This is a genomic window from Tabrizicola sp., from assembly GCF_051645465.1.
In the GTDB taxonomy this organism is placed as follows: Bacteria; Pseudomonadota; Alphaproteobacteria; order Rhodobacterales; family Rhodobacteraceae; genus Tabrizicola.
Genome location: NZ_JBOFBI010000078.1, coordinates 18,678 through 44,181, shown reverse-complemented (window position 1 = coordinate 44,181; position 25,504 = coordinate 18,678). Strand labels below are relative to the sequence as shown.

Genomic DNA, 25,504 nt, shown 5'->3' with positions numbered 1-25,504 from the left:
GGTTTCCGCGAAGCGGCTGGCTTTACCACCTTGCCCGCCCCACGCAACGGTCAAGAATCATCGCCTCCCTCCCCCTTCGAGGGGGAGGGATGGGGAGGGGGTACGACAGCAGGTTCAGAGGCGAACCTTAACAGACTCTGAACAAACCCCAAGCAACCCATTGAAATCATTAAGCCACGAAAGCCGTAACGCTGAGTTACGCTCAGGCCGCCTGCTCAGCCGCCGGCCGCCGTATCGCCCCCGCCGCGTCCATGACCAAGGGCCGCAGCCCCTCGCCCCCCGCGTCGATCAACTGGAACAGCTGCCGCCGCATCCGGGGCTCCCAGAAGTCGTTGATATGGGACGCCAGAAGGGCCACCCCCTCGGCATGCGGCTTCGATTCCATGAATTTCGAGATGTCGTTCGCCATGCGGGCGATCTTGTCAGCCGACATGGCTGTCCTCCGTCGTCAACCGATCTGAATGGGAAAAGACCTCGAACCGGTCGGGCCGAGCCAGCGCCACCAGCGTGATCCCCGCGCTTTCGGCCAGTTCCACCGCCTCGGCCGTAGGTGCCGAAACCGCAATGATCATCGGCGCGCCAAGCATCGCCACCTTCTGTACCATGTCGGTCGACACCCGAGAGGTCAGGATAACCGCCCCCGTAGGCTGCGTGCTCGCACGCACCATCGCCCCAACCAACTTGTCCAACGCATTGTGCCGCCCCACATCCTCACGCGCGAACAAGATCCGCCCGTTCCAGAACCCCGCGCAATGCACCGCCCGCGTCGCATCATGCAACCGCTGCTCCCCCGGCAAAGCCGCCACCGCCGCCATCACCTGCGCCGGAGTCATCCGGAAAGCCGACGGCGCCACCACCGGCACCTCCCGCAGCGCCTGCTCGATCGAGTCGATCCCGCAGAGCCCGCACCCCACCGGCCCCGCCATAACCCGCCGCCGCGCCGCCAGCCGCGCCTCAGCCTCGGGCTTCAGCCAGACCTGCACGTCGCGGCCCCGGTCCAGAACCTCGACCGCCACCGACAGCACCTCACCCGGCCCCGCAATCCCCTCGGTCAGGGCAAAGCCATAGCCAAAGTCCTCAAGGTCCGCCGGTGTCGCCATCATCACCGCCTGGGTCGTGCCGTTGAACGACAGCGCCACAGCCACTTCCTCGGGCAGCACCCGTTCCCCCGGAGAAACCGAGGACCCGAAAGCCAAACGAGGCGTAGCCCGCGCGCCCTTCATTCCGCCGCCAGAATCCGGCGCGACATGGCGGCCTGAGCGTTGTACTCCTCCTGCCACTCCGACGGCCCGTTCGAAGGCGAGACCTGCACCGCAGTCACCTTGTATTCCGGACAGTTCGTCGCCCAGTCCGAGAAGTCGGTCGTAATGACATTCGCCTGCGTGTCCGGGTGGTGGAAGGTCGTGTAGACCACCCCCGGCGAGACCCTGTCCGTCACCGTCGCCCGCAGTGTCGTGTCGCCCGAACGCGAGGCCAGCCGCACCCAGTCGCCTTCCTTGACCCCCCGGTTCTCGGCGTCGTGCGGGTGGATCTCCAGCACATCCTCATCATGCCAGACCACGTTCGCCGTCCGCCGCGTCTGCGCACCGACGTTGTACTGGCTGAGAATACGCCCCGTGGTCAGCAGCAGCGGGAAACGAGGCCCGGTCTTCTCATCCGTCGCCACATACTCGGTGCGGATGAACTTACCCTTGCCGCGCACGAAGCCGTCGATATGCATCAGCGGCGTGCCTTCCGGCGCCTTCTCGTTGCAGGGCCACTGGATCGAGCCCATCGTCTCGATCTTCTCATACGACACCCCCGCGAACGACGGCGTCGTCATGGCGATCTCTTCCATGATCTGCGAGGGATGCGTGTAGGTCCACCCCGCCCCCATCGCGTTCGCGAAAAGCTGGGTCACCTCCCAGTCCGCATACCCCTGCTTCGGCGCCATCACCTTGCGGACCATGTTGATCCGGCGCTCGGCATTGGTGAAGGTCCCGTCCTTCTCAAGGAAAGACGAACCCGGGAAGAACACGTGCGCGTAGTTCGCGGTCTCGTTCAGGAAGAGGTCGTGGACGATCACACATTCCATCGCCGCCAAACCGGCCGCGACGTGGTGGGTGTCCGGGTCCGACTGCAGGATATCCTCGCCCTGGCAGTAAAGCCCCTTGAACGTGCCCTCAACCGCCGCGTCCAGCATGTTCGGGATGCGCAGGCCCGGCTCCGGGTCGATCTTCACGCCCCAGAGGTTCTCATAGATCGCGCGGGCATCCGCGTTCTTGACGTGGCGATAGCCCGGCAGCTCATGGGGGAACGAGCCCATGTCGCAAGAGCCCTGCACGTTGTTCTGCCCCCGCAGCGGGTTCACCCCGACGCCACGCCGCCCGATATTCCCGGTCAGCATGGCGAGGTTCGCGATCCCGATGACGGTGGTCGAGCCCTGCGAATGCTCTGTCACCCCCAGCCCATAGTAGATCGCCGCATTGCCGCCGGTCGCATAGAGGCGCGCCGCTTGACGGATCTCTTCCGCCGGAACGCCGGTCACCAATTGCACCGCCTCAGGCGAGTGATTGGGGGCCGAGATGAACTCGGCATAGTCCTGGAACTCGTCCCAGTCGCACCGTTCGCGAATGAACTTCTCGTCATAAAGCCCCTCGGTCACGATCACATGCGCGATGGCCGAGACCACGGCCACGTTCGTCCCCGGCGTCAGCGCCAGATGATGCGCCGCCTTGTAGTGTGCGCCCTCCACCGTCTCGGTCCGGCGCGGATCGACGACGATCAACTTCGCGCCCTGCCGAAGCCGCTTCTTCATCCGGCTGGCAAAGACCGGATGCCCTGCAACCGGGTTCGCACCGATGACCATGATGACATCGGCCTCTTCGACCGAGTCGAAATCCTGCGTCCCCGCCGAGGTGCCGTAGGTCTGACCCAAGCCATAGCCGGTCGGCGAATGGCAGACCCTCGCGCAGGTATCCGTATTGTTGTTCATGAATACCGCGCGAGTCAGCTTCTGGACCAGATAGGTCTCTTCATTCGTGCAGCGCGAGGATGTGATCACCCCCACCGAATTCCGCCCGTACTTTGCTTGGATGCCCTTCATCCGGCTGGCCGCAAACTCCATCGCTTCGGGCCACGACACTTCCCGCCAAGGATCAGAGATCGCCTCGCGAATCATCGGCTTCAGGATCCGGTCCTGGTGGCTGGCATAGCCATAGGCGAACCGGCCCTTCACGCAGGAATGCCCCCGGTTGGCCTTGCCGTGCTTGTAGGGCGTCATCCGCACCAGCTCATCGCCGCGCATCTCGGCCTTGAAGCTGCAGCCCACACCGCAATAGGCGCATGTCGTGATCACGGAATGCGAGGGCGTCCCGATCTCGATCACCGACTTTTCCTGCAGGGTCGCGGTCGGGCAGGCCTGCACGCAGGCACCACAAGACACACAGTCCGAGGCCAGCGCATCGTCGCTCTTGGCCCCAAAGGACACCCGGCTGTCAAAGCCCCGGCCCTCGATGGTCAGCGCAAAGGTACCCTGCACTTCCTCGCAGGCCCGCACACAACGCGAGCAGACGATGCACTTCTGCGGATCGTAGCTGAAGTACGGGTTGCTGTCGTCGCGCGGGATGTACAGCGGGTTCGCCTCGCCACTGGTGTTCTTCACGCGGAAGTGGGTGTCCACCGCCTTATACCGCACATCGCGCAAGCCCACGGCCCCCGCCATGTCCTGCAGCTCACAGTCGCCATTGGCCGAGCAGGTCAGGCAGTCCAGCGGGTGGTCCGAGATGTAAAGCTCCATCACCCCGCGCCGCAGCTGCTTGAGCTTGCCAGTCTGGGTATGGACCTTCAGCCCCGGCGCGACGGGCGTGGTGCAGGAGGCCGGAGTACCGTTCCGCCCCTCGATCTCGACCAGACACAACCGGCAGGACCCGAAGGCCTCGACGCTGTCGGTAGCGCAAAGCTTCGGCACCTGAATGCCCGCTTCCGCCGCCGCCCGCATGATGCTGGTGCCCTCCGGGACCGTCACCTCGAAGCCGTCGACGGTCAATGTGACCATCTGTTTCGATTTCGCAGCCGGGGTGCCGAAGTCGCGATCCGGGATAATGAAGTCTTTCATTCTGCTGCCTCCTTCGCGCGGGCGAAGTCATCGGGGAAATGGGTTAGGGCGGACATCACCGGATAGGGGGTGAACCCGCCAAGGGCACAAAGCGAGCCCGACTTCATCGTGCTGCAGAGGTCGACCAGCAACGGGATCGCCGACGTATCGCCGCGGGCAATGCGGTCCACCGTCTCGACCCCGCGCACCGCTCCGACCCGGCAGGGGGTGCATTTGCCGCAGGACTCGATGGCGCAGAACTCCATCGCGAAGCGCGCCATTCCCAGCATGTCCACGCTATCGTCGACCACCGTAAGGCCCGCATGGCCGATCAGACCATCCTTGCCCGCAAACTCCTCATAGCCGAAGGGCGTATCGAACAGCGACGGCGGGAACCAGGCACCCAGAGGCCCACCGACCTGCACCGCCTTGATCGGCCGCCCCGTCGCTGTGCCCCCGGCGATATCGTTGACGATCTTGCCTAAGGTCAAACCGAACGCGCATTCATAAAGCCCGCCGAACCGCACGTTCCCGGCGATCTGCAGGGGGATCGTGCCCCGCGACCGGCCAAGACCGAAGTCCTTATAGTGCGCCGCCCCCTTGGCCATGATCACCGGCACTGACGCCAGCGAGATCACGTTGTTCACCACCGTCGGATGGCCGAGGAATCCCTGCAGCGCAGGCAGCGGCGGCTTCGCCCGCACCACCCCGCGCTTGCCTTCCAGCGAGTTCAGCAACGAGGTCTCCTCGCCGCAGACATAGGCCCCGGCACCGACGCGGATTTCCATGTCGAACTGCGGCCCCAGCACCTCGGCCTCGCGAGCAATCCGCACCGCGGCCTCCATCACCTGGATCGCCACCGGGTATTCCGAACGAAGATACACATACCCCTTCGTCGCCCCACAGGCCAATCCGGCAATCGCCATCCCTTCGATCAGGCAGAAGGGATCGCCCTCCATCAGCATCCGGTCGGCAAAGGTCGCGCTGTCGCCTTCATCGGCATTGCAGACGATGTACTTCTGCGGCCCCGCCGCCTCGCTTACCGTCTTCCACTTGATCCCCGTCGGGAACCCCGCGCCACCCCGGCCCCGCAGGCCTGACTCCGTCACCTCGGCCACGATCTGAGCAGGCGTCATCCCCTTCGCCCGCTCCAGCCCCGCCATCCCGCCATGAGCGCGGTAGTCGGCCAGCGACAGCGGGTCGATCACGCCGACCCTAGCAAAGGTCAACCGGGTCTGGCCCTTCATCCAGGGCAGGTCCTCGACCGGCCCCAAAGCCTTAGGATGCAAGGCCAAGTCATCGAACAACCCCGGCACATCTGCCAAAGTCATCGGCCCAAAGCCCAACCGGCCCTCGGACGCAACGACCTCAACCAGCGGCTCCAGCCACACCATCCCGCGTGAGCCGTTGCGCACAACTTCGACCGTCATCCCACGCCGCGCGGCCTCGGCCTCGATCGCCCCCACCAAAGCATCAGCCCCAAGGGCCACCGCCGCACTATCAAGCGGAACGTACAGCTTCATTTCGCCACCTCCGCGACAATCCCCTCGTCGCAGCGGCCAACCAGCCGTCCGTCGACCATTGCCGCAGGTCCGCAGGCGCAGAGGCCGAGGCAGAAGACCGGCTCCAGCGTCACCCGGCCATCCGGCGTCGTCTCATGCCAGTCGATGCCCAGCGCCGCTTTCACGCGCCCAGCCACCGCGTCCGCGCCCATCGCCTGGCACGCCTCGGCCCGGCAGAGCTTCAGCACATGACGCCCGGCAGGAGCCTCGCGGAAGTCGTGGTAGAAGCTTACGACCCCATGCACTTCGGCCTTTGTCAGCGTCAGCGCCGCGGCAATCTGGGGGATCGCAGGTTGAGGGATGTAGCCGAAAGCGTGCTGGACCGCGTGGAGGATGGGCAGAAGCGGCCCTTCCAGCCCCTGATGGGCCTCGATAATCTCGGCGATCCGGTCGGATTGGTCATTGGAATCAAGCATCCGGGCAACCTTTGGCTGGGATAAACCCGTGATACTCCGATTGATAGGGATTGCAATGCAGATATGCCGTCGATTGATAGGCCAAGACTATCGAAACAACCGCACCGCATCATCCACCAAAGCCTGCAACACAGGCGTTTGCGGGTCGCGGCGGGCGGTGATCAGGCCCACGGTGTGCTCGGCCTCTGGCTCCACGATCGGGATCGAGACGAGGCGACCGTCGGTGACGAACATATCGGCCAACCGCTTGGGCACGACCGAGGCCCACCGACCGGTCAGCACATGGGCGACCAGCGCGACAGTCGAGTTGGATTCGATCATCGGGGTCGCCTGCACACCGGCTTCGCCCAGATGCTGGTTCACGATCCGGCGGTTCTGCATGTCCGAGGTGAGAAGGCAGAGGGGAACCGCGGCAAGGTTTGCCCAGCTGATCTCACGCTGCCCGGCAAGGTCGCTGCCCTTGGCGGTCAGCAGCCGGTAGAACTCGGTGTAAAGCGGCATCTGCGAGACGCGGCCAAGCGGTTCGTTGTCGAGGTACGTAATCCCGGCCTCAAGGTCCAGGCTTTCGATCCCGGTCAGGATTTCCACGCTGGTGCGCGACAGGATCGACACGCGCACATTCGGGTGGCGGGCCGTGAAAGGGGCGGTCAGGTCGGCCACCATCGGCAGTGCCGTCGGGATCACCCCGATCCTCAGGTTCCCCGAAAGCCCGGTGCGTACGACGCGCATCTCGTCCTTCAGCGCCCGCACGTCACCGACAATACCCAAAGCCCGGTCCAGCACCCGTTGACCTTCGGGCGTAAGGCCCTGAAAGCGGCTGCCCCGGAACACCAGCTGGACGCCCAGCTGATCCTCGAGCTGCCGGATCGCCGAGGACAGCGACGGCTGTGTCACCCCGCAGACCTCGGCCGCCCGGCCGAAGTGCCGCTCTTTGGCCAGGGCAATGAACATTTCCAGCTTGTCGATCATGGCGCAAAGCCTGCCCCGCGGCGCCCTTGCCCGCAAGCCCTTCACGGCTTACCTCTGGCGCATGAGACGCTTCATCCCCTTCCTGCCGAAACCCGTCCTTGTCCCCGTGATCCGCCTTGGCGGCACGATCGGCACCGGCACCCGCAGCCTGAATGATGAGGCGCTCGCCCCGCTCATCGAGAAGGCCTTCAAGACCAAGCCCACCGCAGTCGCGCTTCAGGTCAACTCGCCCGGTGGTTCGGCGGTTCAGTCGTCGCTGATCGCGGCCCGGTTCCGGCGTCTGGCGGACGAGAAGAACATCCCGGTGCACGCCTTTGTCGAGGATGTCGCGGCCTCGGGCGGCTACTGGCTGGCTTGTGCGGCGGATGACATCTGGGTCGACAAAAGCTCTATCGTCGGGTCGATCGGCGTGATCTTCGCCTCGTTCGGCTTCCCGGAGCTTATGGCCCGCCAGGGGGTGGAGCGGCGGGTGGTCACGGCGGGCAAGCAGAAGAGCTTCGCCGACCCGTTCCTGCCGCAAAAGCCCGAGGATATCGACCGCCTCAAAGCCCTGCAGACCCCGATCCACCAGGCCTTCATCGAGCATGTGAAAGAGGCCCGCGGCAAAAGGCTCGACCAGGCCGCCGACCTTTTCAACGCGGATATCTGGGTCGGGCATGAGGCGGTGAAACTGGGGCTTGTCGATGGTGTCGCCCACATGGTGCCCAAACTGAAGGAGCTGTACGGCGCGAAGGTCAAGCTTGTCCCCCTTGGCCGCAAGCGGAGCCTCTTCCAGCGCCTCGGCCTCTCGCTTGCTGATGAAACGCTCGGCGCCGTGGAAGACCGGGCGCTCTGGGCGCGGTATGGTCTCTAGATGCTATACAAGATCATCCTCGTCTTCCTTGGCCTGATGGTGCTTGTCGCACTTGTCGGTCGTGTGCTCTTTCCTTCGGCCCTGCCGCGCGTGTTGCGAAAAGACAAGAAGCCCCCTGTCTGCGACAAATGCGGGCGCTACCTGATCGGTCGAAAGACATGCGACTGCGGGGGCAAGGCGAAATGACGGCACTGGTGACCGGGGCAGGCAAACGGCTCGGTCGTGCCATGGCGCTGTACCTTGCGGGGCGCGGCCACGACGTCGCAGTCCACTATGCGACGTCAGAGACCGAGGCCGAAGCCGTCGCCGATGAAGTCCGCGCGATGGGCCGCAAGGCGCAGACCTTCCAGGCCGACCTGATGGTCGAGGCCGCGACCCAGGCCCTGATCCCCGCCGCAACGGCCGCCCTCGGTCCCCTGACCGTGCTGGTGAACAACGCCTCGATCTTCGAATACGACCGCATCGACACGGCCACCCGCCAAAGCTGGGACCGGCATATCGAATCGAACCTCCGCGCACCCTACGTCCTGACGCAAGCCTTCGCCCGCCAGTGCCCGCCAGCCACAACGGACGAAAACGGCGAACCGCTGGCGCGGGGCCTGATCGTCAACATGATCGACCAGCGGGTTCTCAAGCTCACGCCCGAGTTCTCCAGCTACACCATCGCCAAGATGGGCCTCTGGGCGCTCACGCGGACTGCGGCCCAAGGCCTTGCCCCGAACATCCGTGTCAACGCCATCGGCCCTGGCCCGACCCTGCAGGGCGGCCGGCAATCGAAGGCCCACTTCGACGCCCAGCGTGCCGCAACCATCCTGCAGCGCGGTGTGAACCCTGCCGATATCACTGCGGCGCTGGGGTTCTTTCTCGACAGTCCGGCCGTCACCGGCCAGTTCATCGCCGTCGATGGGGGTCAGCATCTCGCCTGGAAAACGCCCGACGTTCTGGGCGTGGAATAGCCCTTCCAGATTCGCTTCGAGTCAAGTTGTCCACTTCTCACGCAATCGTCACGCCGCCGTCATATTTCGTGTGATTTTTCAGGGCTTTGCCATGTGGACGAAAATCTTTCCTTCAATAACAACAACTTGAAAAAACGCCTAAAAAATAGGCAGCACTAAGAAACCGGCCAAATACAAGGGAAAATCTGCCCTCGCGAAATCTTCTCCGCAGAGTTATCCCCAGAAACCGTGGACAGCTTTCCTCTTGCCACCGCCTTTTGTTCGGTGCAGCCCTGACCGAGAATCGACGCTTGGAACGCCATGACTGAGAAACCCCGCACCGGACATGAGGTGATCCAGGATTACCTGAAGACGATCGACGGCTCGCCCGGCGTCTACCGGATGCTGAATGCCGCCTCCGAGGTGCTTTATGTGGGCAAGGCGCGGAACCTCAAGGCCCGCGTCACGAACTATGCCCGTCCCTCGGGCCACTCCGGCCGCATCGCCCGGATGATCCACGAAACCGCGTCGATGATGTTCCTGACGACGCGGACGGAACTTGAGGCGCTCCTTCTAGAACAGAACCTCATCAAGCAGCTGAAGCCCCGCTACAACGTGCTTCTGCGCGACGACAAGAGCTTCCCCAACATCCTGATCTCGGCCGAACACGCCTTCCCCCAGATCAAGAAGCACCGCGGCAAGAAGTCCGAGAAGGGCGCCTACTTCGGCCCCTTCGCCAGCGCCGGAGCCGTCAATCGCACCCTCAACCAGCTGCAGAAGGTGTTCCTCCTCCGCAACTGCTCCGACAGCATGTTTGAGTCCCGCACCCGCCCTTGCCTGCAATACCAGATCAAACGCTGCAGCGCGCCGTGCGTCGGCAAGATCACCGCCAAGGGCTACGCCGAACTGGTGGCCGACGCCTCCCGCTTCCTCGAAGGCAAGACCACCTCGGTTCAGGCCGACCTCGCGAAAGCGATGACCGAGGCGTCCCAAGCGATGGAATTCGAACGCGCCGCCGCCCTCCGCGACCGCATCCGCGCGCTGACGCAGGTCCAGCAAAGCCAAGGCATCAACCCCCAAGGCGTGACCGAGGCGGACATCGTCGCCCTCCACCTCGAACACGGGCAAGCCTGTGTCCAGGTCTTCTTCATCCGCGCCAACCAAAGCTGGGGCAACCGCGACTTCTATCCCAGGACCGGCGCGGGCGCGGAGGAACCCGAGATCATGGAGGCCTTCCTCACCCAGTTCTACGACGACAAGGATCCTCCCCGCCTGATCCTGCTCTCCCACCCCGTCGACAACCCCGACCTCGTGGCCGAAGCCCTTGCCGCCCGTGCCGGCCGCAAGGTCGAGCTTGCCATCCCCCAGCGGGGCGAAAAGGCCGAGCTGGTCGAAAACGCCGTCCGCAACGCCCGCGAAAGCCTCGCCCGGCGGATGGCCGAATCCACCACCCAGAACAAACTCCTCACCGGCCTCGCCGAAGCCTTCGACCTCGACGCCCCGCCGAAGCGGATCGAGGTCTACGACAACTCCCACATTCAAGGCACCAATGCCGTGGGCGGGATGATCGTCGCCGGGGCCGAGGGCTTCCTGAAAAGCCAATACCGAAAGTTCAACATCAAGTCCGAGGCCGGGGCCAATTCCGACGATTTCGGCATGATGAAGGAAGTCCTGACCCGCCGCTTCGAGCGCCTCCTGAAGGAAGACCCCGACCGCAAGACCGACATGTGGCCCGACCTCCTCCTCATCGACGGCGGCGCGGGGCAGGTTTCCGCAGTGGCCGAGATCATGTCCGAACTCGGGGTTGAGGACATCCCGATGGTCGGCGTCGCCAAAGGCATCGACCGCGACGCCGGCAAGGAAGAATTCCACCGCCCCGGCGAACGCCCCTTCGCCCTGCAACGGAACGACCCCGTCCTCTACTTCATCCAACGCCTCAGGGACGAAGCCCACCGCTGGGCCATCGGCGCCCACCGCGCCAAGCGGGCGAAGGCCGTGAGCCTCACCCCTCTCGACGACATCCCCGGCATCGGCGCCACAAGGAAACGCGCCCTCCTCCAGCACTTCGGCAGCGCCAAGGCCGTCGCGCGGGCTGGGGTGGCGGATCTGCAGGCGGTGGACGGGATTTCCGAGGCGATGGCCAAGACAATCGCGGATTACTTCTCGGCGAAGGGCTGACGGCTAGTTCCGGTTTGTAGGGCGGGGTTCCACCCCACCATTGGCGCTACAGTGGTGGGGTGGAACTCCACCCTACAGAGGCTCTTCGGCTTCATCCACATCCACCAATCTTGAAGGCGCCGGGACCGAGATTGTTCGATAGCTCGTTGTCGAAGATCGCCCCGGTCTTTCCATTTAGGCGTCTGTAGTTTTTGGTGTAATCGCAGATCCACCCCAACACCCCCTCAACCCGCCGCTCCGTCACCGCATCCCGCGTGATCTCCAGGGTCACTGCCTTTAACCGCACCCCTTCGCCAAACACCGCTGCTAGGTTCGCCGGGTCCACCTCCCGCACCGTCTCGGGCTTGGTGATGTCATCAAACGTCACCAACATCGGCCCACCTTCGAGCTGCAGTGGCAGCGGCACCGGCGTATCCAGCGGTTGCGCGAGTACACGCGTTCTTACAGCATCATAGTTCGGGAAGTGGTAGCCATACACACCGCCGCTCGCCCACAGATCATAGGCTGTATATACCCAATGGCCTGCATCGACCGCGCCGTCGCTGTCCAGCAGCGCGAACAACCACCGGCCTGGCAAGACCTCCAGCGCAAGGGCCTCGCCAGTCCAGCGGACCCTCGGCGACGAATCGGCGAATACTCCGGTGGTCACATTCTCCACCCGCGTCACCGCCGACCCGCGCACGTCGCCCTGCGGTGTCTCGATCACCAGCGTCAGCCGCTGGTTCCAACTGGTCGTCCAGCCGCCAAAACACCCCCGAAATGCCAGAAACGACACCGCAACAATCGCCGCAATAACCAGAACCTTTTTCATCCCAAATCATCCAACCTCAACCACACCGCCGCACCCTACCACACCCCCACTCCCCCGCCCCTTCCGAAACCCCTGACCATTTCATGTCCCCAAATATCCCCGCCGGAGGCATCCGCCGCCCACCCCAGGCGCTCCCCGCGACACCAAAAGCACCGCCAGCCCCAAGCACCTCCCCTCCCCCACCGTGGGGAGGGGCCGGGGGTGGGGGCAGCCGCAAGGGACCGATTCGCGACGGATGGTTAACGCCCCAGGAGCCATACGCGCGTATGTATGCTTTCCATACGCTTTCCATACGGTTTCCAGATGCGGAAACTCCCCCTAACCCTCTGATCTAACAAACCGAACGCCGGTCCAGCGCCTACTTCACCACAAACCCGTGCGCAAAAGGATCACGGTCGTCGATGAAGATCGTGTTGATCCCCGTCATCCGCGCCCACCCGGCCACCGAGGGCACGATCGCCTCCCGCCCCGCCACCGTCGCTGCCGCCTCGACCCGCCCCTTGAAGATCGACCCGATGATGCTCTCATGGTGGAACTCGTCCCCGACCCTCAGCTTCCCCTTCGCCGCCAGCTGAGCCATCCGGGCCGACGTCCCCGTCCCGCAAGGGCTCCGGTCAATCGCCTTCTCGCCATAGAACACCGCATTCCGCGCATGCGCCCCAGGAACCGTCGGTTTCCCCGTCCACAGGATATGGCTCAACCCCTTGATCGCCGGATGCTCGGGATGCACGAACTCATACTTCGCATTCAGCGCCGCCCGCAGCTTCGGCGACCAGCCCACCAGCTCCCCCGCCGTATAGTCCGCCATGTCCTGAAACGCGCGCTGCGGCTCGACGATGGCATAGAAGTTCCCCCCATAGGCCACATCCACCACCACCTCGCCCAGCCCCTCGACCTCCGCCGTCAGCCCCTCGGCGAACAGGAACCCCGGCACGTTCGTCAGCCGCACCTCCTCGACGAACCGCCCCTCCCGCCGGTAGCTCACCTCGACCTTGCCAGCCGGAGCATCCACCGCCAACCGCCCCGGTTCGCGCGGCGTGATCAGCCCGTTCTCGATCCCCATCGTGACCGTCCCGATCAGCCCATGCCCGCACATCGGCAGGCACCCCGAGGTCTCGATGAACAGCACCCCCACATCGCAATCCGCCCTCGTCGGCGGATAGAGGATCGAGCCCGACATCATGTCATGCCCCCGCGGCTCATACATCAGCCCGGTCCGGATCCAGTCGAACTCCCGCAGAAAATGCGCCCGCCGCTCCAGCATGGTCGCCCCCTCCAGCCGCGGACCTCCGCCCGAGACCAGCCGCACCGGATTGCCGCAGGTGTGCCCGTCGATGCATGAGAAGGTGTATACGGCCATGTCAGAACCTCTGCGGGCTAAAGGGGGCTAGATTGATCGCCGGGCCGACACCTTGCAAGAGATCGGCCACCAGCCGCGCCGTCCCCGCACTCTGCGTCAGCCCCAGATGCCCGTGGCCAAACGCATAGATCACCCGTGGCGAAGCCTTCGACCGGCCAATCGCAGGCAGGCTGTCCGGCAGCGAGGGCCGAAACCCCATCCACCGCTTGCCCCCTTCACCCCGAAGCCCCGGCAGAAACGCCATCGCCTTCTGCAGCATCGCCTCCGACCGGCGCCAGTTCGGGGGCAGCTTCAGCCCGCCAAGCTCCACTGCGCCGCCCACCCGGATGCCGCCTGCAAGCCGCGTCACCACGAACCCATGCCCGCCAAAGGTCACCTGACACCGCAGGTCAAACGCATCCGGCGGCAGCGTCGTATTATACCCCCGCTCCGTCTCCAGCGGGATCCGCTCGCCCAAAGTCCGCGCGATCCGGTGCGAGAACGCGCCCGCCGCCAGCACCACCTGCCCGGCCTCCGGCGCCTCGCCGTTCGTCATCACCCGAACGCCAGATGCCAAAGGCACAAGCCCCGTCACCTCAGTCCGCAGAATCTCGCCCCCCTGCGCGCGAAACCGCTCGGCCAAAGCCAGCACATAGTCCTTCGGATCGGCAATCGAATACCAACCCGGCGTAAAGGTCCCATGCGTGAACCGCTCCGCCAGCCCGGGCTGCACCGTGGCCATCTCCTCCCGCCCCAGATGCCGGAACTCGATGCCATGCCGCTCCCGCGCCTCCCAGCCGGGCATCGAGGCCCTGAACTCCGCCTCACCCTCGTAGACCTGCAGATTGCCATCCTTGCGCAGCATCCCAACCGTCCCGGTCGCGGCCAGAAACGGCTCCAGCTCGGCCTTCGACAGGTCCATCAGCGCGGTCTGCGCCACTGTGGAGGCCGCCACAGCGGCAGGCGAACAGGCCCGCCAGAACCGGTAAAGCCAGGGCGTAATGTGCAACGCATAGGCCGGCGGCACCGACAAGGGCCCCAGCGGATCAAGCAACCAGCGCGGCGCCTGCCGCAGAATACCGGGCGAGGCCAAAGGCAGGATATCGGTGAAAGCAAAAGCCCCCGCGTTCCCTGCCGAGGCCCCAGCCGCTGGCCCCTCACGATCGACAACCGTCACCGAGAAGCCCCGCGCCTGCGCCATCAGCGCGGCCGAAAGGCCGATGACCCCGGCCCCGATGACGATGACGTCGCGCATGCTTAGGCGGCGTACTTCCGCGCCACCGGCTGTTTCGACCAATCGGCATACCAGGCGTCAAACATCTTCAACTGAGCTTCGATGAACCCCTTCTGGCTTGCCGACAAAGCATCCGCCTCGTTGAAATGCAGCGCAAAGGCCTTTTCGCCCCGCAAGACCAGCATGTGCTTGAAGAACAGCACCAGGTCCGGCCCGGCATCGACCTCGGACAGCACCTGCATCGCCTGATCCAGCTCATAGGCCAGCCGCCGCGCCTCGGCATCGCCCGCCCGCGCCGCAAGACAAAGCGCCGTCAGATGCAGCACCTCGCGCGGCAGCACGTTGCCGATCCCGGTGATCGCGCCATCGGCGTTGCAGTTGATGTAGCCGTGATAGACCGCCGTATCGACCCCGATCATCAGCTTCAGGTCCGGCGACGCCCCGGTGATCGCCTCGGCGGCGTAAGACAGGTCGGCATACCCACCGAATTCCTTGAACCCGACGAGGTTAGGATGCTCGGCCCGGATCTGGAAGAAGAGCTCCGCCTTGGTCGAGTAGCCGTAGTAGGGGCTGTTGTAGATGACCGCAGGAAGCTTCGGTGCAGCGGACAGAACGGCCTTGAAATGCGCCTTCTGGGCCGCGACCACCGTCCCGCGCGACAGAAGCCGGGGGATCACCATCAACCCATGGGCGCCAACCTTCTCGGCATGGGCGGCAATCGCTGCCGCCGTGACCGTATTCACCGCACCGGTGCCCACGACGACCTTGATCCCGGCCTTGACCAGCCGTTCCACCCCTTCCATCCGCTGTTCGGTACTCAGCAAAGGCCAGTCGCCCATCGACCCGCAATAGACCACTGCCGACATGCCAAGGCCGACCAGCTCTTTCGCCTTGGCGACCAGGGCGTCGAAGTCCGGACTGCGGTCCGCCTTACAGGGAGTCATCAGCGCCGGGATCGTTCCGGAAAAGATATCTGCCTTCATTTCCATTCCCTCCAAAGCGGTCGAATCCGTGCCATATCGATCTCAGGATATCTCTTGTATTTTATTTGTCGACAAGAATTTCAGGCAACCGGGAGGTCAAAGCTCGATCGCCTGCCGCAGATCACGACCCATCATCTCCTGGATTTGCCGGACGATCCTGTCGGCATGCTCACGGGCCAATCGGTCGCACAATGCCACATCCCGTGCGGCGACGGCGACGATGATCGCCTCATGCTCCTCGATGTAGGGGTGCGGCAGCTGCGGCTCGAAACTCGGATAGTAGTAAAGCCGCAAAATCCGCCGCCCCTCGTCCAGAAGCCGAGAGAAAAGCTGCAGATAGTAAGGGTTCCGCCCCGCCTCAGCGATGGCGACATGGAAGTCGCGGTTCAGGATGATCATCCCGGCCGTATCGCCCGCCAGCACCGCCTTCGAGAACTCCTCCTGCCGCGCCCGGATCGTCTCCAGATCGGCAGGCGAGTGAAACTCGGCCGCCAGCCGCGTGGTCACGCGGTACATCAGCGTCAGCGCGTCGAAGAAGTGGTGCAGGTTCGGAAAGTCGATCTGCGAAACCACGGTCGACCGGTTCGGCAACATCGTGACCAGCCCGTCACCCGCCAGCCGCACCAGCGCCTCGCGAACCGGGGTGCGCGACATGGATAGCCGGTCAGCGAGGCCGATCTCGTCGATGGGCTCGCCCGGCTTTAGGACAAGGTCCAGGATTTCATCACGCAGCGTGTCATAGACAAACCGCGCGCCCGTGCCGCGTTTCCGGTCCTGCTGTTCTGCGTCGGATGCGTCGGCCATGGCCCCCCCTGTCGACAGAAGGAATACAGATGCGCCCCCGTGGTTCAACCAGCTTCTTGCCAACCGCACCGCAGGCCAGCCGGCCAAAGCCCCTTGCTGACCCCAACCCCAGGCGCCCCCTCTCCTCTTGGGGGAGAGGGCCGGGGTGAGGGGGAAGCGGCGCCAGAGGTCGAGCGACGAAGTCTTACCAGACTCCTAACACCCCCCAGCCAAGACACTGATTTCATTGAGCCGAAAAACCTGTTCACAGTGAACAGCTACGACTCCACACCCCCCAGCCGACAGATGATCGCCCATTCCTCCGGGCTGACCGGCTGTACCGAAAGCCTGGAGTTGTTGACCAGGACCATCTTCTCCAACCCCGGCGTGACCTTGCACTCCTCAAGGCCGATCGCCCGTTTCAGGGGCTTCACCGCCTTGATCATCACGCAGTCCCAGCGCGGGTCATCAGTCGTCGTATCGGGAAGACTCTCCCGGCTGACCGCAACGATCCCGACGATCTCTTTCCCGATGTTGGAGTGATAGAAGAACCCAAGGTCCCCCACCTTCATCGCCCGCATGTTGTTGCGGGCCTGATAGTTACGGACCCCGTGCCACTCCTCCCCGGCCTCAGCCTTGGCGACCTGATGGTCCCAGCCCCAGACATCCGGTTCCGATTTGAAGAGCCAGTAATTCATCCCACCACCCGCTTCCATTCCTGGATCATGACCGAAGAGAACAGCCCCGCTTTCCCATAAGGATCCGCCGCCGCCCAGGCCTCCGCCTCGGCACGGGTTCCGACGTTCAGGATGATCAGGCTCCCGCACATCTGCCCCGCCGCGTCGATGAACGGCCCGGCTTGCTCGACCACCCCCGTCGACTGGATATGCTCCAGATGAGCAGGCCGGTTCTCGACCCGGGTTTGCAACGCGTTCGGCTTGTCGAGGCAGATCAGGGCGTAGCGCATGGTCATTCCTGTTGGGGTTATTCAGGTTTCAGGGGCCGGCTCATCAGCTGACCGACGGCATCATTCAGCGCGATGCGGCCCGAGGCAAGGGCATCCACCATGGCGGTCACCGGCATCTCGACGCCAATCCCCTCCGCCAGCTTCCGCACCGCGCGGGAAGTCGCGACCCCCTCAACGGTGACCGACGGGTCAAAGCTCTCACCTTTCCCAAGCGAGAGCCCATACCGAAAGTTCCGCGACTGCGCCGACGTGCAGGTCAAAACCAGATCGCCAAACCCCGAAAGCCCCGCAAGCGTCTCCGCCCGCGCGCCCAGCGCCAGGGCAAGGCGAACCATCTCCGCATAGCCCCGTGTCATCAACGCGGCCCGCGCGCTATCCCCCAGCCCCGCACCGATCACCGTTCCGGCGGCAATGGCGATCACGTTCTTCAGCGCCCCGCCAAGCTCGGCGCCCCTTACGTCATCGGTCCGGTAAAGGCGCAGGGTCGGGGTCGACAGAAGCTCCTGAAGCCCCGCCCCATCGCCCGCCATAGCCAGCGTCAGCGCCGTTGGCAGGCCTCGGGCGATGTCGGCGGCAAAGCTCGGGCCGGTAAGGATCGCGGCCCTTGCCCCCGGTCTGCGCGTCTCGATCACTGCGACCGGGCCACGCAGTGTGGCAAGGTCGACACCTTTGCAGCAGGCGACAAGGGGTTGCCGAGTGTCAATCACGGACCAACTGTCCAGAAGCCCGCCAAGCGCCTGCATCGGCGTGGCGAGGAGAAGAGCTTGCCCGCCGCAGACAGACGCCAAGTCGGCGTGGATCGACAGGCCCTCCGGCAGATCGACACCGGGCAGGGCTGCCTCGTTCCGCCGGGTGTCCTGTATGGCTTTCACCCGCACCGGGTCGCGTGCCCAAAGGCGCACCTCTCGCCCGCCCTTGGCCAGTGCCACGGCAAGTGCCGTTCCGAACGCCCCGGCCCCGACGATCCCGATCATGCCTTGGCCCCCTTTTTTCCGGAGCCGAGAAGCGCAGGGGCGGTCTCATCCAGCGGCCAGCGTGGGCGGGCGATGAAATCGGTGGACGGGGGGATGCCCGCACGCAAACGCTCGATCCCGGCCCAGGCGATCATCGCGGCATTGTCGGTGCAAAGCCTTAGTGGGGGCGCAAGGAACGGAACGCCCGCGCGGGCCGAGACGGTCTCCAGCCCAGCCCGGACGGCCTTGTTCGCGGCAACCCCCCCGGCGACAGCGAGAGCCGTAAGCCGGGCATCAGCGGCCATGGCCAAGGCTCGGGATGTCTTGACCGCCAGGACCTCGGCCACCGCCGCCTGAAACCCGGCGCAAAGGTCGCGGCGGTCCTGCACCGTGATCCCGCCCTTTTCAGCGATCAACGCATCCCGCGCCCGCAGAAGCGCCGTCTTCAGCCCCGAGAAGGACATGTCGCAGCCCTCGCGATCAAGAAGCGGGCGTGGGAAGGGAAACCGCTTCGGATCGCCCAACGCAGCCTCGGCCTCGACCGAGGGTCCGCCGGGCTGGGGCAGGGCCAGAAGCTTCGCGGTCTTGTCAAACGCCTCGCCCGGCGCGTCGTCGATCGTGCCGCCAAGGCGGCGGAAGCGGTCGACCCCCTCAACAAGCAGAAACTGGCAGTGTCCCCCCGAGACCAAGAGCATCAGGTAAGGAAAGTCGATGCCGTCGGTCAGGCGTGGCGTAAGGGCGTGACCCGCAAGGTGGTTCACGGGAACCAGCGGCAGCCCACGCGCAGCCGCCAATCCGCGCGCCAGCATCACGCCAGAGAGCACGCCACCGATAAGGCCAGGCCCGGCTGTCACCGCGATGCCGTCGATCTCATCGAGGGCAACGCCCGACACCGACCACGCGGTTTCCACCACGCTGTCCAGCCGTTCCGCATGGGCGCGGGCGGCGATCTCGGGCACGACGCCGCCAAACGCCTCATGCAAGCTAGTCTGGCCAAGAACCTCGGACGACAGGATTTCCGGCGCCGCACCCACCCGTGCGCGGACCACGGCGGCGGCGGTATCGTCGCAGCTCGACTCGATGCCGAGGAAGGTAAGGGTCCGGTCCATAGCCGCCGTTGCGTGTAGGCTTCGCGGCAGGTAACACCACGGACATGACGACACAATCCATAGCCCGCGGGACGCCGGTGCTGCTGACGCGACCCGAGGTGCAGTCGCGTGTCTTTGCGAAGGCGCTGACAAAACGGTTTGGCGATGCCGTGCGGCCCATCGTCGCCCCCTTGATGGCCCCGCAATTCCTGGCACCGAACCTGCCCCAAGGAGAGTTCACGGCTGTGATCTTCACCTCGATCTGGGGCGTTGCGGGCGCAGCGCAGCTTGGCGTGCACCTTCCAGGTCAGGCCTTCTGTGTGGGCAGACGGACGGCAAAAGTGGCGGAGGCGGCAGGGTTTGATGTACGCTCGGCATACAAGGATGCAGATGCGCTTGTTGCCGGCATTGCGGCTGATCGGCCTTTTGGGTGTCTCTTGCATCTGCGGGGGGAAGATACGACCGGCGATGTGGCGGAACGGCTGAACTCCGTCGGCATAGGGACCCAGTCGCTGGTGGTGTATCGGCAAGCGCCGCAAGCACTTAGTGCCGAAGGGGCTGATCTTCTGCGGGCGTCGGGCGATGTGATCCTGCCGCTTTTCTCGCCCCGGAGCGCTGCGCTTTTCATCGAGGCTTTGCCGCCCGAGGCCCGGGCGAGCCTGCACATCGCGGTGATAAGCGCCGAGGTTGCCAAAGCCGCTGCGGCGGTGCCACATAGCGCGCTGGTGATCGCGGACGAGCCCGATGCCGAGAGCATCCTGAAAGCGGTCGGGAAGCTGCTTGCCGCCGTCTCGCTGCCTTGAACCTGGGGGTCACGAGTGCTTAGGTTAGCCCAGAGACGGAAAGGGCCGCCGGATGACCAGACGCAAGGACCCCAAACCTGAGGCCGATGCCGTCTTGGCAGAGCCTGACAGTGTTGTGTCCGCTGAGGCAGATCCTCTGGCGGCAGTGGAAGAGCCCCCTGAGCCGCCACCTCCCGACCCGCCACTTCCTCCGCCGCCCCCGCCGCCGTCGCGCAATCCCGGCGTGATGGGGCCGCTTTTGGGTGGCGCACTGGCAGCTTTGGGTGGATTTGCGCTGTCACATTTCAATGTCTTCGGCTTTGCGGTGCAGGACGCTTCGGCAGACCTGGCTGCCCTCTCCGCGCAACTGGAGGAACTGGGGTCACAGCAGGCCTCGGCGCTGGACGGGATCAGTGGTGAGATTGCCTCGGTCGCCGGACGCGTGGCGAAGCTTGAGGCAACCCCGCCGCCCGAGCCGCCGGACCTGTCAGCGGTCGACGCGCTTGCCGAGCGGCTTGCGGTGATCGAAGCGATGCCATCGGATGGCGCTGCATCGACCGCCGCCCTGACCGCCAAGCTGGCCGAGCTGGAGCGGAAGATCGCTGCTTTGCCAGATGGGGGATCGGACCCCGCGCTGCAGGAAAAGCTCGACGCCGCCCTTGCAAGGCTGAATGAGGCCGAGGCCGCCGCTACGGCCCGCGCGACCGAGGCAGAAGCGGCGGCGGACGCAGCGGCGCGCCAGACGGCGCTGGATGCGCTGGGTGACGCTGTCGCATCGGGGGCGCCTTTTGCTGCTGAATTACAGGCCGTGGGAGATACGGCATTGACCGAGGCCTTGGCCCCGCTGGCGAATGCAGGAGTACCGACGCTGGCCTCGTTGCAGGCCGGGTTCCCGGACGCGGCACGCGACGCGCTCCAGGTTGCGCGCGACATCAGCCCCGAGGATGGCTGGGGCGACCGGTTGGTGGATTTCCTTGCGTCGCAGACCGAGGCACGGCCGCTGACTCCGCAAGAGGGCGACGGGGCCGACGCCGTTCTTTCGCGGGCTGAATTCGCGCTGTCTGAAGGCCGGGTGGCCGATGCAGTGGCCGAACTTGCGCCGCTTGACGCGGCGGTGAAGGCCCCGCTGGACGGCTGGATTGCCCAGGCCCAGGCACATCTGGCCGCGGCTGCGGCCTTGCAGGCGGCAGGTCAGGCGACTGGGGGGGAATGATGCTCTGGTCGCTGACAAAGGTCATTCTGTTTGTAGTGGCGATCGCGGCGCTGGCCTTTGCGGCTGGGCTTCTTTCTGAAACCGGCGAGGCGATGCGCATCACTGTCGCGGGCTGGGAGTTCACCATCGGCCCGGTGCAGGCCACGGTGCTGGCGGTGCTTCTGTTCGTGGTCGTCTGGCTGTCGCTGAAGATCCTTGGCTTTCTTGGCGCGACGTTCCGGTTCCTGAACGGCGATGAAACCGCGATTTCCCGGTACTTCGACCGCAACCGGGAACGGAAGGGCTATCGGGCGCTGTCAGAGGGGATGATGGCCCTGGCCTCGGGGGAGGCGCGGCTGGCGCTGACCCGGGCGCAAAGCGCCGAGCGGCTTCTGGGCAAGCCGGAACTGACGACGCTTCTGGTTGCTCAGGCGGCTGAGGCGGCGGGGGATCGCAAGCGGGCGACGGAAGCCTACAAGACGCTTCTCAAGGACGACGCGACAAGGTTCGTCGGGGTACGGGGACTGTTGCAGCAGAAGCTGATAGACGGGGACCGGGACGTTGCGCTGAAGCTGGCCGAGAAGGCGTTCGAGCTGCGTCCGAAGCATGCTGAGACACAGGATATTCTGCTGAAGCTTCAGTCGGATGCGGGCGATTGGTCGGGTGCGCGGGCGACGCTTGGCGCCAAGCTGAAGGCCGGGACCCTCCCGAAAGACGTCTACCGCCGGCGCGATGCGGTGCTGGCCTTGCAGCAGGCACGGACGGTGATCGACGAAGAGGCCAGCATCGAGGCCCGTGAGGCGGCGATCGAGGCCAACAAGCTGTCGCCGGATCTGATACCCGCCGCTGCCCTGGCCGCCCGGGGGTATGTCGCGAAGGGTGACAAGAAGAACGCGACGCGGGTGTTGAAGAAGGCCTGGGAGGTGATGCCGCATCCCGATCTGGCGGCGGCGTTTGCCGAGATCGAGCCGGAGGAGGGTCCGCAGGAGCGGCTGAAACGTTTTCGGACGCTGACGAATGCACGTCCCGACAGCGATGAATCTAAACAGCTTTTGGCCGAACTGATGGTGGCTGCCGAGGATTTTCCCGGTGCGCGCCGGGCTCTGGACGATCTGGCAACGCGCCATCCGACCCAACGATCATTGGCGATTCTTGCGGCAATCGCCCGCGGCGAGGGTGCAGAGGACACTGTTGTGCGCGAGCTGATCGCGAAGGCTATCGCAGCGCCGCGGGGGCCGCAGTGGGTCTGCGACAAATGCCATGCGATCCATGGCAGCTGGCACCCGGTATGTGACAATTGCGGCAGTTTCGATACGCTCTCATGGCGCGAGCCGCCTGCCACGACTGCCGCTTCGTCAGCCCTCGCCGACCTTCTGCCGTTGATGGAGGCGCGACCTGCACCGCAGCTGGCGGATCAGGCGGGGGAGCAGTTGCCGCCGGATGAGATCGCGCGGCGCGCAAATTAGGGCTACACACTGCGATGTCGCGGTGCTAAAGGCTCCCCCGCGCCAGAGAAGAATGCCGGTGTAGCTCAGCTGGTAGAGCACGTCATTCGTAATGATGGGGTCGGGGGTTCGAGTCCCTTCACCGGCACCATTCTTCTCTAGCGTGATCGTCCAACATCGAAGCGGGTGAGACCCCGCCCCACCTGCCAGGTTGGGGCGTTGCGTTTCAGGCGCCGCGCGGTCTGGTTGACGAAGTGTGAACGGGCAATCTCAAAGGGTCACGCAAGGGGTGGCGCAAGCGCTCCCAACCTCTTGGGAACGCTTGCTTAATTCTTGCACTTTTCGAACAGGTTAGTGATCTTGGTCCCGTCTTGGTTTCATCTTGTTTCCGTCTCGGCCCGCGTCTCGGTTTTCGCGCGTTAACCAACCCGCGCGAGTCGGACCGGGAGGGCGTGAGGGGGCGTACGGCCCCCTACCGTTTCGGCGCTTTGGGCGGGACGAACCGCTTGGAGGTGTCGCGCGCATCGGCCTTGGGTTTGGTCGGGCGCGGGCTGTCCGAGGGCTTGCGGTCGAAGGGCTTCTTGCCCCCTGCCGCGTGGCTTTTGAACCCGCCGGGCTTGCCTGGACCATCCCGCTTCACGAAAGGCCGCGCCTCGTCGCCTTTGGGGGCGTAGGTCTTTTTCGGACGGTCGCCGTCCTCGCGCGGTTTGTAGCCTTCGGCTTTCGGGGCATAGGGTTTCCGGGCAGGCCGATCCCCGTCTTCCCGTGGCGCCCGCGGTGCGTAGCCTTCGGTTTTCGCGGCGTAAGGCTTCCTCGCCGGGCGGTCACCCGCTTCGCGCGGTTTGTAACCTTCGCTTCGGGGCTTGTAGCCCTCGGGCTTAGGCCGGTCGCCGTCCTCGCGGCGCTTGAAGCTGGAACCCTCGGTTGCATGGCTCTTGTAGCCCGTCGCGCGGCCAGGCTTGTCGGGTGACCCGCCGTGGCTCTTGTAGCCCGTCGACCGTGGGGCCGACTTCTGATCGGGCGACCAGCGCGGCTTTTTCGGGCGGTCGTCGGTCTCGCCCGCCGGGCGCGGGGCGCGGTCGGCGTAGGGCTTGGGGGCTGGACGGTCGTCGGTGCGGGCGACGGGTCGCTCGTCGCGCTTGTCCTTCCAGTCGGGCCGGGCCTCGGCGGGTGTTACGCGCGGGCGATCTTCGTACTTCGCCTTGGGCTTCGGAGCGTATTCGCGGCGAGGGGCCTCTGCTTCGCCGTCCTCGACCACCCGAGGTGGCTTGGGGCTATAGGCGGGCTTCTCGCTCCGCTCCCGGCGCTCGGGCCGTTCGGCCCGTTCAGGGCGCACGAAGCGGGGCTTGTCGAAATCGGGCTCGCCTTCGACCCTCTCCATCACGAGGCCCTTGTCGAGCTCGATCTGGGTGCCGAAGCGGGGGGCCAGCGGCTCGGCGATCTGGACGAAGGTTTCATCCTCGCGCACCCGGATCGCACCGATGCCGTCCTTGGCGATGCTGCCGGCGTCGCAGATCTTCGGCAGAAGCCAGCGCGCCTCGGCCCGGCCAGCGCGGCCGACCGAGACGCGGAACCAGACCGAGGGACCGAACTCGCCACGCTCGCGCGGGGCCGAGGGCGGCGGAACGGGCAGGTCGGTCGACAGGACCTCGGGCGCCGAGCGGCCTTCGCGCCAGAGGCGGACGAAAGCGGCGGCAAGCGCCTCGGGCCCGAACTGCTCCAGAAGATCGCCCGCGATCCCCGCATCGTCGCCAAGGGGCGCGGTCAGGGCGGGGTGTTCCAGGATCCGAAGGTCGTCCTTGGCCTGGACGTCATCGGCGCCGGGGGCGGCACCCCATTCGGCGACGACCTTGGCACCAGAGAGGAGGCGTTGGGCCTTCTTGAACTCGGCGGGCGCCACGATCAGTGCCGAGACGCCCTTCTTTCCGGCCCGGCCGGTCCGGCCCGACCGGTGGAGGAGCGTTTCAGAGTTCGACGGCAGGTCGGCGTGGATGACCAGCTCCAGCCCCGGCAAGTCGATGCCGCGGGCGGCGACGTCGGTCGCGATGCAGACCCGCGCGCGGCCATCGCGCAGGGCTTGCAGGGCGTGGGTACGTTCCTGCTGGGATAGTTCCCCCGAAAGCGCCACGACCTGGAAGCCGCGGTTGCCCATGCGGGCCAGAAGGTGGTTCACGTTCACCCGCGTCTTGCAGAAGACGATGGCGGTCCGGGCCTCATAGAAGCGCAGGACGTTGAAGATCGCGTGCTCGCGGTCACGGACGGCCACGCTATAGGCGCGGTATTCGATATCGACGTGCTGCTTCGCCTCGCCTTGCGCGACGATGCGGAGGGCGTCTTTCTGGAACTCGCCTGCGAGCTTTTCGATTTCCTTCGGCACGGTGGCCGAAAACATCAGGGTGCGGCGTTCGGGCGGTGCGGCGGCGAGGATGAATTCCAGGTCCTCGGCGAAGCCAAGGTCAAGCATCTCATCCGCTTCGTCCAGCACCACGGCGCGAAGGCCGGAAAGGTCGAGCGAGCCGCGTTCGATGTGATCGCGGAGACGGCCCGGAGTGCCGACGACGATATGTGCGCCGCGCTCCAAGGCCCGGCGTTCGGTGCGGTAGTCCATGCCGCCGACGCAGGTGGCAAGCTTGGCCTGGGCACCGGCGTAGAGCCATTCCAGCTCACGCGCGACCTGCAGGGCCAGTTCGCGCGTCGGCGCGATGGCCAGGGCAATCGGCTTGTCGGCGTAAAGGAGGACATCCTGTCCGCCCAGGATTTCCGGCGCGACCGCAAGGCCAAAGGCCACGGTCTTGCCCGACCCGGTCTGCGCCGAGACCAGCGCATCGCGGCCCGCCACGCCTTCGGCCAGCACGGCCTCTTGTACTGCGGTCAGGCTTTCATAGCCCTTGTCCGCCAAAGCCTTCGCCAGCGGCGTGGCCACGTTCTCAATCGTCATG

23 protein-coding genes and 1 tRNA gene are annotated in these 25,504 nt (G+C 65.4%); 8 read left to right on the top strand and 16 right to left on the bottom strand.

Going from position 1 to position 25,504, the window contains the following annotated elements:
* Positions 1-202 precede the first annotated feature (202 nt).
* From ACRCSW_RS05080 to ACRCSW_RS05055, 6 genes are all read right to left on the bottom strand, one after another.
* Positions 203-433: a formate dehydrogenase subunit delta gene (locus ACRCSW_RS05080; RefSeq protein WP_438703123.1), complete on the bottom strand. Its 231-nt coding sequence runs from the start codon at positions 431-433 to the stop codon at positions 203-205.
* Positions 423-1,223 carry a formate dehydrogenase accessory sulfurtransferase FdhD gene (gene fdhD, locus ACRCSW_RS05075; protein WP_438703122.1) on the bottom strand — a complete coding sequence of 267 codons (801 nt, stop codon included), beginning with the start codon at positions 1,221-1,223 and terminating at the stop codon, positions 423-425. The genes ACRCSW_RS05080 and fdhD overlap by 11 nt, the downstream gene beginning before the upstream one ends.
* Positions 1,220-4,096: a formate dehydrogenase subunit alpha gene (gene fdhF / locus ACRCSW_RS05070; RefSeq protein ID WP_438703121.1), complete on the bottom strand. Its 2,877-nt coding sequence runs from the start codon at positions 4,094-4,096 to the stop codon at positions 1,220-1,222. Before fdhF ends, fdhD begins: the two co-directional genes overlap by 4 nt.
* The gene (locus ACRCSW_RS05065; protein WP_438703120.1) at positions 4,093-5,598 is read right to left on the bottom strand and encodes a formate dehydrogenase beta subunit; all 1,506 of its coding nucleotides are present in this window, start codon (positions 5,596-5,598) and stop codon (positions 4,093-4,095) included. The genes fdhF and ACRCSW_RS05065 overlap by 4 nt, the downstream gene beginning before the upstream one ends.
* Positions 5,595-6,053: a formate dehydrogenase subunit gamma gene (locus ACRCSW_RS05060; protein ID WP_438703118.1), complete on the bottom strand. Its 459-nt coding sequence runs from the start codon at positions 6,051-6,053 to the stop codon at positions 5,595-5,597. The genes ACRCSW_RS05065 and ACRCSW_RS05060 overlap by 4 nt, the downstream gene beginning before the upstream one ends.
* 87 nt (positions 6,054-6,140) lie before the next feature.
* On the bottom strand, positions 6,141-7,022 hold the full coding sequence (locus ACRCSW_RS05055) for a LysR family transcriptional regulator (RefSeq protein WP_438703116.1): 882 nt from the start codon (positions 7,020-7,022) through the stop codon (positions 6,141-6,143).
* Between the two features lie 61 nt (positions 7,023-7,083).
* Here ACRCSW_RS05055 and ACRCSW_RS05050 point away from each other — a divergent pair, with 61 nt between their 5' ends.
* The 4 genes from ACRCSW_RS05050 to uvrC all read left to right on the top strand — a co-directional run bounded on the left by ACRCSW_RS05050 (position 7,084) and on the right by uvrC (position 10,988).
* Entirely contained in the window at positions 7,084-7,875 is a 792-nt protein-coding gene (locus tag ACRCSW_RS05050; protein ID WP_438703126.1) for a S49 family peptidase, read from the top strand.
* The gene (locus ACRCSW_RS05045; protein WP_438703115.1) at positions 7,876-8,061 is read left to right on the top strand and encodes a hypothetical protein; all 186 of its coding nucleotides are present in this window, start codon (positions 7,876-7,878) and stop codon (positions 8,059-8,061) included.
* The gene (locus ACRCSW_RS05040; RefSeq protein ID WP_438703114.1) at positions 8,058-8,831 is read left to right on the top strand and encodes an SDR family oxidoreductase; all 774 of its coding nucleotides are present in this window, start codon (positions 8,058-8,060) and stop codon (positions 8,829-8,831) included. The genes ACRCSW_RS05045 and ACRCSW_RS05040 overlap by 4 nt, the downstream gene beginning before the upstream one ends.
* Positions 8,832-9,131: 300 nt before the next feature.
* Positions 9,132-10,988, top strand: coding sequence for an excinuclease ABC subunit UvrC (uvrC, locus tag ACRCSW_RS05035; RefSeq protein ID WP_438703112.1), 1,857 nt, complete (start codon positions 9,132-9,134; stop codon positions 10,986-10,988).
* 91 nt (positions 10,989-11,079) lie between these two features.
* Here uvrC and ACRCSW_RS05030 read toward each other — a convergent pair whose 3' ends face one another.
* The 9 genes from ACRCSW_RS05030 to tsaD form a co-directional block, all read right to left on the bottom strand.
* Positions 11,080-11,799, bottom strand: a complete 720-nt coding sequence (locus ACRCSW_RS05030) for a hypothetical protein (RefSeq protein ID WP_438703110.1) — start codon at positions 11,797-11,799, stop codon at positions 11,080-11,082.
* A gap of 358 nt (positions 11,800-12,157) precedes the next feature.
* On the bottom strand, positions 12,158-13,159 hold the full coding sequence (locus ACRCSW_RS05025) for a 4-hydroxyproline epimerase (RefSeq protein ID WP_438703108.1): 1,002 nt from the start codon (positions 13,157-13,159) through the stop codon (positions 12,158-12,160).
* Between the two features lies 1 nt (position 13,160).
* Entirely contained in the window at positions 13,161-14,393 is a 1,233-nt protein-coding gene (locus ACRCSW_RS05020; RefSeq protein WP_438703106.1) for an NAD(P)/FAD-dependent oxidoreductase, read from the bottom strand.
* 2 nt (positions 14,394-14,395) lie between these two features.
* Complete coding sequence (locus tag ACRCSW_RS05015) at positions 14,396-15,355, bottom strand: dihydrodipicolinate synthase family protein (RefSeq protein WP_438703105.1); 960 nt, start codon at positions 15,353-15,355, stop codon at positions 14,396-14,398.
* A 96-nt stretch (positions 15,356-15,451) separates the two neighbouring features.
* Positions 15,452-16,159, bottom strand: coding sequence for a GntR family transcriptional regulator (locus ACRCSW_RS05010; protein ID WP_438703104.1), 708 nt, complete (start codon positions 16,157-16,159; stop codon positions 15,452-15,454).
* Between the two features lie 257 nt (positions 16,160-16,416).
* Complete coding sequence (locus tag ACRCSW_RS05005; RefSeq protein WP_438703102.1) at positions 16,417-16,836, bottom strand: EVE domain-containing protein; 420 nt, start codon at positions 16,834-16,836, stop codon at positions 16,417-16,419.
* Entirely contained in the window at positions 16,833-17,105 is a 273-nt protein-coding gene (locus ACRCSW_RS05000) for a YciI family protein (protein ID WP_438703100.1), read from the bottom strand. Before ACRCSW_RS05000 ends, ACRCSW_RS05005 begins: the two co-directional genes overlap by 4 nt.
* 17 nt (positions 17,106-17,122) lie before the next feature.
* Positions 17,123-18,079: an NAD(P)H-dependent glycerol-3-phosphate dehydrogenase gene (locus ACRCSW_RS04995; RefSeq protein WP_438703099.1), complete on the bottom strand. Its 957-nt coding sequence runs from the start codon at positions 18,077-18,079 to the stop codon at positions 17,123-17,125.
* Positions 18,076-19,167, bottom strand: a complete 1,092-nt coding sequence (gene tsaD / locus ACRCSW_RS04990; protein ID WP_438703097.1) for a tRNA (adenosine(37)-N6)-threonylcarbamoyltransferase complex transferase subunit TsaD — start codon at positions 19,165-19,167, stop codon at positions 18,076-18,078. The genes ACRCSW_RS04995 and tsaD overlap by 4 nt, the downstream gene beginning before the upstream one ends.
* 44 nt (positions 19,168-19,211) lie before the next feature.
* Between tsaD and ACRCSW_RS04985 the strand changes: the two genes are divergently transcribed.
* From ACRCSW_RS04985 to ACRCSW_RS04970, 4 genes are all read left to right on the top strand, one after another.
* Positions 19,212-19,949, top strand: a complete 738-nt coding sequence (locus ACRCSW_RS04985; RefSeq protein WP_438703096.1) for a uroporphyrinogen-III synthase — start codon at positions 19,212-19,214, stop codon at positions 19,947-19,949.
* A gap of 52 nt (positions 19,950-20,001) precedes the next feature.
* On the top strand, positions 20,002-21,141 hold the full coding sequence (locus ACRCSW_RS04980) for a COG4223 family protein (protein ID WP_438703094.1): 1,140 nt from the start codon (positions 20,002-20,004) through the stop codon (positions 21,139-21,141).
* Entirely contained in the window at positions 21,141-22,586 is a 1,446-nt protein-coding gene (locus ACRCSW_RS04975; protein WP_438703124.1) for a heme biosynthesis protein HemY, read from the top strand. Before ACRCSW_RS04980 ends, ACRCSW_RS04975 begins: the two co-directional genes overlap by 1 nt.
* A 54-nt stretch (positions 22,587-22,640) precedes the next feature.
* A tRNA-Thr gene (locus ACRCSW_RS04970) sits at positions 22,641-22,716 on the top strand.
* Between the two features lie 321 nt (positions 22,717-23,037).
* Here the strand turns inward: ACRCSW_RS04970 and ACRCSW_RS04965 are convergent.
* Positions 23,038-25,503 carry a DEAD/DEAH box helicase gene (locus ACRCSW_RS04965; RefSeq protein WP_438703092.1) on the bottom strand — a complete coding sequence of 822 codons (2,466 nt, stop codon included), beginning with the start codon at positions 25,501-25,503 and terminating at the stop codon, positions 23,038-23,040.
* Position 25,504 lies beyond the last annotated feature (1 nt).

Coding starts and splice junctions, on each gene's coding strand:
- ACRCSW_RS04965 (WP_438703092.1), bottom strand. CDS start 25,503: ATGACGATTGAGAACGTGGCCACGCCGCTGGCGAAGGCTTTGGCGGAC.
- ACRCSW_RS04975 (WP_438703124.1), top strand. CDS start 21,141: ATGCTCTGGTCGCTGACAAAGGTCATTCTGTTTGTAGTGGCGATCGCG.
- ACRCSW_RS05030 (WP_438703110.1), bottom strand. CDS start 11,799: ATGAAAAAGGTTCTGGTTATTGCGGCGATTGTTGCGGTGTCGTTTCTG.
- ACRCSW_RS05050 (WP_438703126.1), top strand. CDS start 7,084: ATGAGACGCTTCATCCCCTTCCTGCCGAAACCCGTCCTTGTCCCCGTG.
- ACRCSW_RS05045 (WP_438703115.1), top strand. CDS start 7,876: ATGCTATACAAGATCATCCTCGTCTTCCTTGGCCTGATGGTGCTTGTC.
- ACRCSW_RS05065 (WP_438703120.1), bottom strand. CDS start 5,598: ATGAAGCTGTACGTTCCGCTTGATAGTGCGGCGGTGGCCCTTGGGGCT.
- ACRCSW_RS05080 (WP_438703123.1), bottom strand. CDS start 433: ATGTCGGCTGACAAGATCGCCCGCATGGCGAACGACATCTCGAAATTC.
- ACRCSW_RS04995 (WP_438703099.1), bottom strand. CDS start 18,079: ATGATCGGGATCGTCGGGGCCGGGGCGTTCGGAACGGCACTTGCCGTG.
- ACRCSW_RS05020 (WP_438703106.1), bottom strand. CDS start 14,393: ATGCGCGACGTCATCGTCATCGGGGCCGGGGTCATCGGCCTTTCGGCC.
- fdhF (WP_438703121.1), bottom strand. CDS start 4,096: ATGAAAGACTTCATTATCCCGGATCGCGACTTCGGCACCCCGGCTGCG.
- ACRCSW_RS05000 (WP_438703100.1), bottom strand. CDS start 17,105: ATGCGCTACGCCCTGATCTGCCTCGACAAGCCGAACGCGTTGCAAACC.
- fdhD (WP_438703122.1), bottom strand. CDS start 1,223: ATGAAGGGCGCGCGGGCTACGCCTCGTTTGGCTTTCGGGTCCTCGGTT.
- ACRCSW_RS04985 (WP_438703096.1), top strand. CDS start 19,212: ATGACGACACAATCCATAGCCCGCGGGACGCCGGTGCTGCTGACGCGA.
- ACRCSW_RS05025 (WP_438703108.1), bottom strand. CDS start 13,159: ATGGCCGTATACACCTTCTCATGCATCGACGGGCACACCTGCGGCAAT.
- tsaD (WP_438703097.1), bottom strand. CDS start 19,167: ATGGACCGGACCCTTACCTTCCTCGGCATCGAGTCGAGCTGCGACGAT.
- ACRCSW_RS05040 (WP_438703114.1), top strand. CDS start 8,058: ATGACGGCACTGGTGACCGGGGCAGGCAAACGGCTCGGTCGTGCCATG.
- ACRCSW_RS05055 (WP_438703116.1), bottom strand. CDS start 7,022: ATGATCGACAAGCTGGAAATGTTCATTGCCCTGGCCAAAGAGCGGCAC.
- ACRCSW_RS05015 (WP_438703105.1), bottom strand. CDS start 15,355: ATGAAGGCAGATATCTTTTCCGGAACGATCCCGGCGCTGATGACTCCC.
- ACRCSW_RS05010 (WP_438703104.1), bottom strand. CDS start 16,159: ATGGCCGACGCATCCGACGCAGAACAGCAGGACCGGAAACGCGGCACG.
- uvrC (WP_438703112.1), top strand. CDS start 9,132: ATGACTGAGAAACCCCGCACCGGACATGAGGTGATCCAGGATTACCTG.
- ACRCSW_RS05060 (WP_438703118.1), bottom strand. CDS start 6,053: ATGCTTGATTCCAATGACCAATCCGACCGGATCGCCGAGATTATCGAG.
- ACRCSW_RS04980 (WP_438703094.1), top strand. CDS start 20,002: ATGACCAGACGCAAGGACCCCAAACCTGAGGCCGATGCCGTCTTGGCA.
- ACRCSW_RS05005 (WP_438703102.1), bottom strand. CDS start 16,836: ATGAATTACTGGCTCTTCAAATCGGAACCGGATGTCTGGGGCTGGGAC.